Origin of the sequence: Paenibacillus radicibacter, from assembly GCF_024721995.1 — a bacterium.
Lineage (GTDB): Bacteria > Bacillota > Bacilli > Paenibacillales > NBRC-103111 > Paenibacillus_AM > Paenibacillus_AM radicibacter.
The window spans coordinates 461214-473570 of record NZ_JANQBC010000002.1; the positions used below are offsets into that span (position 1 = coordinate 461214).

The 12357-nt window shown below is 42.7% G+C and carries 11 protein-coding genes; 1 reads left to right on the top strand and 10 read right to left on the bottom strand.

What is annotated here, in order from left to right; genetic code table 11:
* Positions 1-3 precede the first annotated feature (3 nt).
* From NV379_RS07490 to NV379_RS07515, 6 genes are all read right to left on the bottom strand, one after another.
* On the bottom strand, positions 4-759 hold the full coding sequence (locus NV379_RS07490; protein ID WP_373426091.1) for a carbohydrate ABC transporter permease: 756 nt from the start codon (positions 757-759) through the stop codon (positions 4-6).
* A gap of 93 nt (positions 760-852) precedes the next feature.
* Positions 853-1812: a carbohydrate ABC transporter permease gene (locus tag NV379_RS07495; protein WP_258206736.1), complete on the bottom strand. Its 960-nt coding sequence runs from the start codon at positions 1810-1812 to the stop codon at positions 853-855.
* 19 nt (positions 1813-1831) lie between these two features.
* The gene (locus tag NV379_RS07500; RefSeq protein WP_258206660.1) at positions 1832-3142 is read right to left on the bottom strand and encodes an ABC transporter substrate-binding protein; all 1311 of its coding nucleotides are present in this window, start codon (positions 3140-3142) and stop codon (positions 1832-1834) included.
* A 162-nt stretch (positions 3143-3304) separates the two neighbouring features.
* Complete coding sequence (locus NV379_RS07505) at positions 3305-4474, bottom strand: response regulator transcription factor (RefSeq protein ID WP_258206661.1); 1170 nt, start codon at positions 4472-4474, stop codon at positions 3305-3307.
* 3 nt (positions 4475-4477) lie between these two features.
* Positions 4478-6208, bottom strand: coding sequence for a sensor histidine kinase (locus tag NV379_RS07510; RefSeq protein WP_258206662.1), 1731 nt, complete (start codon positions 6206-6208; stop codon positions 4478-4480).
* 31 nt (positions 6209-6239) lie between these two features.
* Positions 6240-7943 (bottom strand): amylo-alpha-1,6-glucosidase, encoded by a 1704-nt coding sequence (locus NV379_RS07515; protein WP_258206663.1) that lies wholly within the window; start codon positions 7941-7943, stop codon positions 6240-6242.
* Positions 7944-8277: 334 nt separating this feature from the next.
* Between NV379_RS07515 and NV379_RS07520 the strand changes: the two genes are divergently transcribed.
* On the top strand, positions 8278-9321 hold the full coding sequence (locus tag NV379_RS07520) for a serine hydrolase domain-containing protein (protein WP_258206664.1): 1044 nt from the start codon (positions 8278-8280) through the stop codon (positions 9319-9321).
* A gap of 54 nt (positions 9322-9375) precedes the next feature.
* Here the strand turns inward: NV379_RS07520 and NV379_RS07525 are convergent, their stop codons facing one another.
* The 4 genes from NV379_RS07525 to NV379_RS07540 all read right to left on the bottom strand — a co-directional run bounded on the left by NV379_RS07525 (position 9376) and on the right by NV379_RS07540 (position 12356).
* Positions 9376-9549 carry a GapA-binding peptide SR1P gene (locus NV379_RS07525; protein ID WP_258206665.1) on the bottom strand — a complete coding sequence of 58 codons (174 nt, stop codon included), beginning with the start codon at positions 9547-9549 and terminating at the stop codon, positions 9376-9378.
* Positions 9525-10565 (bottom strand): type I glyceraldehyde-3-phosphate dehydrogenase, encoded by a 1041-nt coding sequence (gene gap / locus NV379_RS07530; protein ID WP_258206666.1) that lies wholly within the window; start codon positions 10563-10565, stop codon positions 9525-9527. Before gap ends, NV379_RS07525 begins: the two co-directional genes overlap by 25 nt.
* 199 nt (positions 10566-10764) lie before the next feature.
* Positions 10765-11535 (bottom strand): 3'-5' exonuclease, encoded by a 771-nt coding sequence (locus NV379_RS07535; RefSeq protein ID WP_258206667.1) that lies wholly within the window; start codon positions 11533-11535, stop codon positions 10765-10767.
* Between the two features lie 104 nt (positions 11536-11639).
* Positions 11640-12356, bottom strand: a complete 717-nt coding sequence (locus NV379_RS07540) for an acyltransferase (protein ID WP_258206668.1) — start codon at positions 12354-12356, stop codon at positions 11640-11642.
* Position 12357 lies beyond the last annotated feature (1 nt).

Here is a 12357-nt window from a genome sequence, read left to right on the forward strand (position 1 = left end):
CGTCTATTTAATTGCCGTATGTGCAATCTCTTCCACAATGTATTTCTGTGCAAAGAAAAATACAGCCAGTGGAGGTAAACAGATAATAGCTGTAATCGCCATAATCGAATCCATCTCAACACCACGTACGCCTTTAAACTGTGCCAAACCAAGTGTCAATGTATACTGGCTTGCATCGTTCAAGAAAATGAGGGGTCCAAGATAGTCATTCCATGTCCCCAGCATGTTGAACACGCTGACGAGAATAAGTCCTGGCATTAATAATGGCACAATGACTCTAACGAAAATTTTCAAATCACCTGCACCATCCATCCGCGCTGCCTCATCCAGTTCACGTGGAATCGTTAGAATGAATTGACGAAGCAAGAAGATGTAGAACGCTGATCCGAACCAAGCCGGTACGATTAGTGGTTTTAATGTATTAATCCAGCCTAAGAAATTAAATTCCATATAGAGCGGAATCATCGTTACATCCCAAGGAATCATCATCGTAGCCAGTACGACTAGGAATAAAATTTCTCTACCCTTGAATTGAAAACGTGCGAATCCGTACGCCACAATAGAAGAGGAAATGAGTGAACCGATATTACATAGGATCGTCACTAGGAGTGAATTTTTCAAGTACACGTTAAACGGCTGCACCGTCCATGCACTCACGAAGTTCTCAAAGTGAAACTCCGATGGAAACCACTTCGGTGGAAACATATAGAGCTCTTCTGGTGACTTCAGTGCTGTCGTTAAGAGCCAATAGAATGGCATTAGAAACAAGATTGAGAAGAAAATCAATAAGCCATATGAGATCGTTTTCTGCACTGCCTACACCCCGCTAATCCAACAAATTTTATTCGCTCTTCAGCCTTTAGCGGATTTATTTTTCTTGACTTCGCCTTCATAATAAACCCACATGCTGGTCGATTTAAACACAGCCAGCGTCAAGACTAATATGATCAAGAACATGAACCAAGCATTCGCTGCTGAGTAACCCAAGTGGAAGTATTTGAAAGCATTCTCATAGACATACATCGCGTAGAAATGCGTTTCATTCATCGGTCCCCCACCAGTCAGTGTCAGCGCCAATGTCAACTGCTGGAAGGCACTAATAATCGATGTAATGACATTGAACAGAATTGTAGGACTTAACATCGGCAGTGTAATACTGAAGAATTGTCTAGCCTTACTTGCCCCATCTAATGAAGAAGATTCATACAAATCTTTCGGAATCGCTTTAAGTCCAGCCAAGAATATCAACATCATGGACCCTTGACCCCATAGACTTGCCCCAATCATGGCTACCATCGACCAACCCGGTTCGCGAAGCCAATCTGGACCTACAATGCCGAAGAAGGATAACACATAGTTCAAGATCCCGAAATCACCGCTATATACCCATGCCCAGATCATCGCAAGCGCAACCCCTGAGATTACGGAAGGCAAATAGAATATCGTACGGAAAATTCCGCTGCCTCTAACCTTCAAATTGAGCAGTACCGCAAGTAGTAAAGAGATCATTAAGTTGAGCGGTACAAAATAAATCGCAAACTTCACAGTGACCCAAAGTGACTTCCAGAATAGTGGGTCATCCGTAAACATGTTGATGTAATTATCGAGTCCAATAAATGTTCTTTCCCCGACAATCGGGTAATCAAACAAGCTAATAATTAAGGAGAAGAACATCGGCCCTAATGTGAAAAATACGAAGCCTAATACCCAAGGAAGAATGAAGAGGTAGGGCTTATGCCTACCTCTATTCAATTTTTTAGCTAATGGAAGTTGTTTCTTAATCTGAGGTGTTGCTACCTGCATACTCATCATTCCCACTTCATTTCGAATTTTATTTCAAAAACTTCATGGAATCCTTCACAGCCGTATCGAACGAGCTCTGTGCGTTCTGACCTTGCATTACGGCATCGATCGCTGAAGTTAAACCACGGTTGATCTCATTCCATTTTGGCTGGAGCAAGAATGCTGGTGTGTTGTCACTTTTCTCGATCATTTTGAAGAATGGTTGGTAAATTGGATCTTGGTCATACTTAAGCTCTGCTACTACGCTCTTGCGAACAGGTAAGTCCGACTTGCGCAATTTGATCGCGTCGCTTGATGCATAATACTTGATAAATTCCCAAGCTTCTTTCTTATGCTTACTGTTCTTGTACATCGATACGGCGGACTGTGCGACAACGCCCTTAACCGGCTTACTACCGAATGCTGGCATCACGACTGTTCCCACATCGATCTTCGCTTCTTTATATCCATTAAGCGGCCAAATTCCGCTTTCCCACATTGCCATACGGTTCGCTTTGAAGATGTCGTCACCGGACTGTTGGTTCTTACCGCCAACGATTGTTGCGGTTTTCTCTTTCACTAGATCACCGAACATCTGGATCACTTCAACCGTCTCTTTACCATTCATAAAGCCCTCGATCTGCTTACCATCTGGACTTACGAAGCTGCCTCCGTTACTCCATACAAACCCTTGCAAGTCATACGGATCGTTCTCTGCACGAACACCGAAGCCGTACACTTTCTTCGATGGGTTCGATAATTTCTTTGCTGTTTCCCTGAACTCATCCCATGTCCAGCCTTCCTTCGGATAAGGAATATTAGCAGCATCGAATAGTTTCTTATTGTAGTACATGACACGTGTCGTAAATCCAGCAGGCATCCCGTACGCTTTGCCATCAATTTTCACGTAATTGAATAGTCCAGGATAGAAATCGTCAACTTTGAGTGACTCATCCGATTTCATCAATTCATCAAGCGGCTCTAAATTTTTGTAGTAAGTTGGGAAATCCCACATGTACATCACGTCTGGTGCATCATTGGCACCAATGGATGCTGCAAGCTTCTGATCGAAGCCGTCGGAATAAGCTTCCACTTGCACTTTAATATTGGGATGAAGGGCTTCAAAGTTCTTTGCAATTGTTTGTTGAATCGCAAGTAAATCACCAGAGTCCCATGTTGCAAATCGAAGCGTAACTTTGTCGCCTTTCTTACCTGTATCTGGAGAGGTAGCCGCAGTTTTATTATCTGCCGGTGCTTTTGTTGCATCTGTATTGCTACCTGTTCCACTACTGCCGCAGCCTGCACCTACTACTGCGATCATGCTAAGCAAAGAAACCGCCATGATCAAACGTTTTTTCATATTCATCCCCCTATAATAAAGCGTTTTCATAATGTTCGCCTTCATTGTATTAAATCTAAAGTTCGATCAAAACCGAATATTGTTTGTACTTATGTGTGAAATCAGACGAATTTACAAATCGACTTCAAATAGGTGTTTGAATGTTTGATTCAACATGTCTTTTTAGCTGATTCGATGTTTGCTTCTGTATTGACTTGGTGTCTCGAACGTACAACGTTTGAACCATTTGCTAAAATATTTCACGTCAGGCATCCCGACTTTGTCTGATATATCTTGAATGTTGAGTTTGCTGCTCGTCAGCAGTTCACACACGATGTTTAATTTAATTTGGTACATGAACGATACGAAACTTTCTCCGACAACCTTTTTGAATAGAGTGCTAAAATGACTGCGGCTAAGCCCTACCTGCTGCGCCACATCCGATACGGACAATTGCGTATCTACATGACGAATCATGATCTGTACCGCCTGTACGATCGGCTCCGGCCAATCACAGCGATTAATATTGTATTTCTTCTCCAGATCATACTGGCCATGCAATCTCTTCACCGCTTCTATCCATTGCTGCTTGCCCGTGATGCTGCTTGATTTCGTCCATTGTAAGTCCGGGTATGTCCCTTTCCACTTCGATAAACGATAGTTCCAATCCCGACAACTTGCACTACTGCACATCAAGAGAAGAACATCGCCTTGAATCGGCATCATATCCGCTTCACTCGTTGTGCGAAGTAAATCCTGTATGTCCGAGCGAATCTGCTGCAAGTCGGTATTGCTACCACCAGTTATGAGGTATGCATAGTTCGCCTCATTCATCCAAGCCCAACTTGCCCCAAGCAGCACATCCATTTTTCCCAGGAAATATTGATTCACACCATAGAGCCATTCCACGAACAATCCATGGGTTTCTGACATGGGCATATAAGGCTCGATTGCAGGTGCATCCCGTCGCAGATCCTTTTTGAACAACTCTAAATACTGCTCCAATTCATTATCATCAAAGGAGGTTTTGAGTAAATAGCCAGAAGCACCAAGCCTAATTCCTTGCTGTGCATATTCAAAGTCCCGATGACAGCTCAGAAGCAATATCTTCGTGTTAGGTGTATGTTCCTTTACTTTCTGCGCAAGCTCAATTCCATTCATCTCTGGCATGACAATATCGGTAATGATGACATCTGGACGGTGCTCCAAGAACGCATCCCACCCTTTTTTCCCATTGGGGACATCCGCAACGACCTGCATGTTGTATTTGTTCCACTGCACAGTACTAATCAAACCTCTACGAATGATCACTTCATCATCAGCAAGTAATACTTTAATTGGGCTTGTATTCATCTTTTATCCTCCTCCAGGTAATCGAATGGTAATGGTTGTGCCAACCCCAACTGTTGAAGTCACGAACAATCCGTATTCAGCGCCAAAATGCAATTTAATTCGTTGATCCACATTGAACATACCAATGCGACGTTTGGATTTGAGCGAATCCGATGGGTCAAGCAAAGTACGAAGCTTGTGCTCATTCATGCCTTTGCCGTTATCGATCAGCAATATCCGAACACTCGCCCCGTCCTTCTCCATTCGCAGTTCAATATTGCCTTGCCCATCTTCAAATCCATGGAAAAATATGTTCTCGAGTAACGGTTGAAGCGTCATTCTCGGTATATCCACTTGAGCAATATTGACTTCTTGTGCGTCGATACTGTACGTAAATACATGCCCATAACGGAATTCTTGAATTTTTAGAAAATGATCAATCACACCTAGCTCTTGTTCCAAAGTGACAATCTCTCTCGTAAAATTCAAGTTCTCGTCAAGCACCATCGTCAGGTGATGAATCATTCGATTCACATCTTGTGCGCCTTGAAGTCTTGCTTTCCATTGAATAGAAGCTAGTGTATTTATCAGTAAATGCGGATTAATCTGATAATGGTAAGCGCGTAGCTCTGCTTCTTTCTTCTTCTGCTCGACCCGCTTCACCTCATCGATAAGCTCCTGCAATTGATACACCATACTATTGAAACTTTGCGCAAGTCTGCCGATCTCATCATCTGAATCCACTTGGATTCTCGTGTCCAACTTACCAATACTAACCATGTGTATCGATTCTTTCATTCGTTTAAATCGACGTATGAAGCTCGATGAGATGAAGTACGCCAGAATAATGGCGAACAAGAATGAGATCACGACAGCCATCATCGTAAAAGTACGAATACCGTTTAATGATTTGTAAAAATGTTCATGTGGGATACGAACCTCAATGGTCCAATTGGTTTCATCCGAATGGTTCTGCCAAACCACATCATCTGGATGCGGAACGTAACTGGCTGTCGTCCCCTCCAGTTTCATCCCAACCTTATCCGTTTCATAACGAACTCGCCCTTGATCTGTAATGCGTAAGTAAGCGCCCGTATCCATCTCAAATTCACGGAACAGATCAAGTAGCTTATCTGCATTGATCTCGATTAGAATTCGAGCATCCTCTAGGATTCCGGTCTGATTATGTATCTTAAACAACAGCCCAATAACTTTCTCACCAGGTATCGTTGAGTTTTTCGTATAATGTTGCGGTTCGTAAATACGCAGCGGATAACGATCCGACTTCTCACTTGGGTCGGTATACCAAGGCTCTTCGAGCAATTTGTCTGTCATGATGTTGCGATCCCCGTAGTAATACCCCGATTTCGTTATGATATAGATCCCTTTCGTCTCAAGGGTCTTATGTGCTTTAATGAACTGCTCAAGCTTTTGTTCGTCTTGAAAACCTTTGTACGTCTTCGGTATTTCTTCATAAAGTACAGTGAAATTCGGGTCAAGCAAGTAAGAGAGCAGATCATCTACCGTGTATTTCATGCGCCCAACTATCGAATCAATCTGAAATTGCAGCTGATAGACCGAATTCTCGCCATATTTACCGAACTGTTCATTAATCGTACGCGAAGATTGATTAAACAGAAAGTAACCAAGTCCCATTAATGGAATCGTTACGACGAGTAAGATAAGCAACATCAGCTTAGACTGTAGACTTTTACTAACTACAGCTGGAAATGTAAAAAATCGTTGTAAGCGCATGAATCATCAACTCTCTCTTTCGCACTCTAAATTACACCCATTCGCTTGTTAGGATGAGGAACACACTCGACGTCCACGTAAATGCAGGGTCGCGCAATCCTTCGCCTGTTATGGCGTTATAGTTCTCTGCCATGCCGTTTCTTGCAGCCATATTACAGAATTTTCTTGCAAGTTCTTGTGCAAATTCCCTCTCGCCTGAACGTGTTAACCCATCAATAAGCAGCATTGTCGATGGCGCCCAGATCGGCCCTCTCCAGTAGCCATCACTGGAATAGAACGAACTTTTGACACTCTCTGTCGCAAGTCCATTTTCCGTTAAAAAGCGTCCTGTTTCTTTCAATCCCGCAATCAATCGAACACGAATTTCATGTGGCAATCGATCCCCTAGAATAATCGGCATGAATAGCAGTAAGCTATCCCCAGTTGATCCCTCATGTGTTCCAGATTGCATCGCGACAAACTTCTCTCCATCCCAGAAATGGGCAAGCATACGATCTAACAGATCATTTGCTTGCGTTCGCCACTGATTTGCTTCCGTTTCGTCGCCTAGTATATCGGCAATCTGTGCAAGAATGTCCATTTGTAAAATAAGGAAGGCGCACAAATCCGGACTTTCTACAGGAATTGAGGTTAGGAATACCGTGCTATTGTCCCATCCGCAATCATTGCCGTGGTTATATTGTGGAATACCGTCTTGATCATCATCTCGATGCTTAAGCCACCAATTCGTCCATGCTGCAAGAGGTGCGTAAATTTCTCTGTAATGATCTTCGGTTAGGAATGTTGTCCGATCCATCATCCACTTCAGTGTCCAACCATGAATGGGTGGCTTGCAGCAGTTCCACAGTGCAGTCCGGTCATTCATAAAGTCAGGCAGCATCCCACTCTCATCCTGTCGATCAAAGAAAATCATAAGCTGATCCCACGCAAGCTGCGGATTTGTCTTGATAAGCGCCATCGCGTTGAAGCAGTGATCCCAGCTCCAAATATTTGTCATCCAATTCTTGGACATGTACATCGCATCTCGTGGTAAGTAACCGTCTGCTTTCACTATACATGACCATGTGATATATGCTGCAAGCTCTCTTGCTTCTTCATAAGGTGCAGGCGAAGGTAATGTGCGTACTACCCACGCTTCATAGTCCATTTTTACACGTGCTAAACTTTGTTCATAGCTTGGGTATCCATCCCGCTTCTTCGGAACGGCTCGATATTCTTCAATTGTAAATTCAAGCTTACCTGTCGTCTTATCTGTTAGACAATCAAGCGTAATATGTTTGGAATGCAGTCCTTCCCACTGAGAATCGACCATAATATCACCAACAAGTGGTGTAAGCTTGAATCTTGTCTCACGCTTGAAACTGTTCACTTCCCAGCATCGCTTGTGGCCTTCGTGCAGCTTAATCGCATAATCATAAGCACCTGGTTCATAATGAAGTCTAAGACCTACCCCACTTGCTTGTACATGGACGAAATCATTTTCTGCTATGCACCATTTGACATAACCATGTTCAGTATCGAGCATAAGTTCAGTTGGAGTAGCTTCATACGTATACGAAATCTCCTGTCCATCCTTCATTATTGCAATCCGAAATACCGCTCCAATATCGTTATCGCCGCCACGTACAATACGTAAGTAGCAACCTTCCATACGTTTATCTGTTGTTTTTAAGTGAGATATTACAAAATAGGATCCGTATCTGCTGAAAGGTACTCTTTTTAAATCAAAATGCATAAGATTATCCTCCATCTTCGCCTTTATTGAAGGCGTTTACATTGTATTGTAAAGAGAATACCTCCATAAAAACACGCCAAATTGTTAGGCGAAGTGTGCCATAACTATCTAAATCATTATACAACTGTATCCTTCACTAGAAAGTCACCCTATTGTTCGATACATTTCGTATTATTGTTCGAAATCATTACCCCTCCGTTCTAATAGATGTAAATTGCAAAGTATCCTATATTCTAAATAAGCAAGAATCATGCCAATTAAATTGATTATTGAAAACAAAGAACATATGTTCTATACTGAGTAATATTCAAGTGTACATACCTAGGAGGCAAGCATGAAACAAATGATCAACATCCCTGAACGCATGGCGCATTATCAAGTATCTGCCTTAAGTATCGCACAAGTGTCACAGGGTGCTATTCATCTAGTTACAAGCTACGGGGAGCTTGAGGCTGGAGAGAAGCAGCAAGTGAATGCAGAATCCATATTTAATGCCTGCTCCATTAGTAAATTTGTTACTTCTGTATTGGTAATGAAATTAATCGAACTTGGCAAATTGGACTTAGATGAAGATGTGAATGAACGACTTGTTTCGTGGAAAGTACAAGATAATGCCTATACGACGAATTATAAAGTGACTTTACGGACACTGCTCAGCCATCAAGGAGGTTTCATCGATCCAGAAGGCAGCTTCGATATCCTACAATTAAGTCATGGCATTCCTAAAATAACGGATTTATTAAATGGGAAATCCTCTTACTGTCACGAAATGATACAAGTACGATATGAACCCGGAAGTGAATTCCACTATTCCGATGCTGGCTATTGTATCATTCAACAGCTTATTGAAGATGTGTGTGGTAAACCTTTTGAGACGGTGATGCAACAATTTGTATTTGAACCTTTACATATGACAAGCAGCGCCTACTTACTGTCCGTCCCTGACTTCATTCGTGAGCATGTTGCTTGCGGACACGATAAATACGGACATATTGTTAGCAACAAATATCCGATCTATCCTTATCCAGCAACGGCTGGTCTGTGGACCACACCGACTGATCTCGCACAATTAATTATCGCTGTGATGAAGTCATGCAATTGCAATGGAAATCGCGAGTCCTTCCTCTATCCCAGATTGGCGCAAGAGATGATGACTCCTCAAGGCTGTAAGGAATGGGCAGGGCTTGGACTATTCTTAGATCACACGGAAGAGGAAAGTGAGATTTCATCACTCGGTTGGGGTGTCGGGTTTCAGTGTATGTTAGTTGCGTACCCAAAGCGTGAATCAGCCGTCATCCTCATGACGAATACAGACCTAGGTGTCCATCAGACTAAGGGACTGATTGGAGAAGTCTTTAGCTCCCTGACTCTAAATTAATGGAGACAAAACAAAAGCGAGTAGGATTATCTCCTACTCGCTCTAATCTATAAATTAGAAGATAAATGGATCTTCTTCCCCTTGCTCTAGTCGTGCTAAGACGCAGGATTCCTCCATGCAGTCGCTATAAAAAGTTTGTACGCGATTGGTGTTGACAGTATCAATTATCGTTCCGCAGTGTTTACATATGATGACACCTAATTCTAGCGAACGAGCGTTGGATCCCATCTATTCATCACAATCCTCTCTTCAACTAATTGAGCGAGTTCCACTACCCTACATGCATAAGCCCATTCATTGTCATACCAAGCGAGCACCTTAATTTGATTACCCGCTGCCATAAGCGACAAACCATCTACAACTGCCGATTTCGTGCAACCTACAAAGTCCATCGATACGAGCGGTTCATTGGAATACTCCACATAAGGGAAGAGATCTCCATTTGCAGCATCGATGAAAGCAGCACGTACTTCTTCTACCGTCACATCTTGTGATACTTGAACGGTTAAATCGACAAGCGATACGTCTTGCGTCGGTACACGAACCGATATCCCTTCAATAACAGGTGCAAGATGCGGAATAACGTCTAGTAGTGCTTTACCCACACCTGTGCTCGTCGGCACGATAGATTGGGTACAAGCTCTTGCTCTACGCAAATCCTTGTGTGGATTGTCAAGGTGATTCTGGTCAGATGTGAACGAGTGAACCGTCGTCATCCAGCCTCTTTGTACTTGGAACTTTTGATCCAGAATGTGAAGCAGTGGAGCCACACAGTTCGTCGTGCAGGATGCTGCGGATAGGAATGTATGTTTCTCAGGATCATAGAGATGATCATTCACACCCATGACAACAGTAAGATCCATTTGCTTACCTGGCGCTGTAATTAGGACCGTCGTTGCACCCGCATCAATATGCTTCTGTGCACCTTCGCGCTCATTGAATTTACCTGTTGCATCAATTACCGTCTGAACACCTAACTGTTCCCATGGTATACGCTCAGGATCACGTTCATAAGTAATAATAATGGAATGACCATTCACGATTAGCTTGCCGTCATCGATCGAAACATCCGCATTCCATCTTCCGTGCACGGTATCATACTTGAGCAAGTGTGCAACTGTCTCTACTGGATATATGCAATTAATCACCTTTAAATTAACACTTGGCACTTTAGTAGAAAAAATGTTTCTAATCAGCAGTCGTCCAATTCTCCCCATACCGCTGACACCGATTCCCCTTGACATACACTGCCTCCTCACCTGAATCAATCGTTGACGTCAATTTTCGTTTCCTTTATTGTATACTATTGATTCGATTAATGTATAATAATTAATATTTATTGTACACTATTTAATATATATGATTATTTAATACATCACAATAGGCAAAATGAGTTCTATTCAAATTTTTTGTGAAATTAAAAAAGAGCAATTGACATTAAGGTCAATTACTCTTCGTCGCTTGTAGACTATTCTCTTTTTCCGATTCAAAATATTGTCGAAGCTCTTCAAGTTTCTTCGTCTCTTCGGAAGTAATCTTCGTCTTAATAATCTTCTCATACATCTGATCCCAGTCGAGTGGAATTTTCTGCATGCGGAACGTCTTCATGGCATTCTTGACCATGCGTCGTTCTTTGGCATTCGTATAGGTATCTACATACTGCGACACAGCCGATAGATCTAACTCTGCAAATACCGCCTTGAAAATTTGAGCTGTACTTCTCGCATCCTCAAATGCACGATGTGTCACACCATCTGTCTCGATACCGAGTTCGTGCAACGCGGACTCTACACTAATATCATTCGTATGCTTCTTCACCTTGATGTAGCCTTTAAGCAAATCCAGCGATTGCATCGCCATCCAATACGAATCATCCATCTCATGCATGCGTGTATCGAATACGATTCGCTTCACATCTTCTTTCCCCCAAGTCAGGAGTAAGTAGTCGCTTCTTTTTTGTAGCCAAGCTAGAAACTCTGTAACGACTGGCTTAAATCCTTCTGCCTGATCAATTTCCTCTTGGACAATTCCTGTCTTATCTCTAATAAATTTATTTAACTTTGCAAAATAAACCGGTTTAATTAGTGCCGAGAACGTATCGATCTCCTCTAACTGGTCATTCAGTCGAACGGCACCAATTTCAATGACTTCCATCGGTTTATCGCTAGCAAATTTGCGTCCATTAAATTCGATATCGAGTACTATATAGTCCATTACTTTCCTCCGTCATCTCTCACTCTAATTTACTTATTAGATCATAATTGATCGCACGGAGCAAGACAAACCCTAACTTTTGCTAGTAATGGCATTGAACTGGTCTATGGCTGATCAAGTAACTGATGTTCCGGTACATCACGTAATCGTCTCGCTGGTGAGCCTAGATATACTTCGCGTGCAGGAATATTATGCGTCACAACACTGCCCGCTCCTGCCACACCTTCTTCTTCGATCACTTTTCCTGGCAAAATGGTCGCATTCGCGCCAATTCGCCCCCCATGACGAACGGTAACGCCTATAAACTTAGCTGCCGGGTCCATGCCTCGTGCAAGATTATTATCATTAGTCGTTACCACACATGGCGCAATAAATACCTGATTGCCAAGCTCCGAGTATGCCGTTATGTAACTATTGGTTTCTAGTTTACACGCTCTGCCAATGACGCAATCGTTCTCTATCGCCACACCTCTGCCGACAATCGTCTGTTCCCCAATCACGGTTCGTTCACGAATGGTTGCTAAATCGGCGACATACACATCAGATCCAAGAACAGCCCCTGCATAGATGATGGATGATGTACCGATCGTACAGCCACTGCCAATTACAACGGGATCAAGCGGTTTGACAGTTGTAGGGAGTGCTGAATTTCTCGCTCTGGTAGGCTGTTTACCAATAACCGCATGATCTTGAATAACCGTATGATCCCCGATGATTGAACCCGCATAAATGATGACATGATTGCCAATTCGTACATCTATTCCTAAACGCACATCATCTTCAATAATGACATACTTCCCCATATTGCCTGTTTCTTGCATA

Coding starts and splice junctions, on each gene's coding strand:
- NV379_RS07490 (WP_373426091.1), bottom strand. CDS start 759: ATGCCATTCTATTGGCTCTTAACGACAGCACTGAAGTCACCAGAAGAG.
- NV379_RS07495 (WP_258206736.1), bottom strand. CDS start 1,812: ATGATGAGTATGCAGGTAGCAACACCTCAGATTAAGAAACAACTTCCA.
- NV379_RS07500 (WP_258206660.1), bottom strand. CDS start 3,142: ATGAAAAAACGTTTGATCATGGCGGTTTCTTTGCTTAGCATGATCGCA.
- NV379_RS07505 (WP_258206661.1), bottom strand. CDS start 4,474: ATGAATACAAGCCCAATTAAAGTATTACTTGCTGATGATGAAGTGATC.
- NV379_RS07510 (WP_258206662.1), bottom strand. CDS start 6,208: ATGCGCTTACAACGATTTTTTACATTTCCAGCTGTAGTTAGTAAAAGT.
- NV379_RS07515 (WP_258206663.1), bottom strand. CDS start 7,943: ATGCATTTTGATTTAAAAAGAGTACCTTTCAGCAGATACGGATCCTAT.
- NV379_RS07520 (WP_258206664.1), top strand. CDS start 8,278: ATGAAACAAATGATCAACATCCCTGAACGCATGGCGCATTATCAAGTA.
- NV379_RS07525 (WP_258206665.1), bottom strand. CDS start 9,549: ATGGGATCCAACGCTCGTTCGCTAGAATTAGGTGTCATCATATGTAAA.
- gap (WP_258206666.1), bottom strand. CDS start 10,565: ATGTCAAGGGGAATCGGTGTCAGCGGTATGGGGAGAATTGGACGACTG.
- NV379_RS07535 (WP_258206667.1), bottom strand. CDS start 11,535: ATGGACTATATAGTACTCGATATCGAATTTAATGGACGCAAATTTGCT.
- NV379_RS07540 (WP_258206668.1), bottom strand. CDS start 12,356: ATGCAAGAAACAGGCAATATGGGGAAGTATGTCATTATTGAAGATGAT.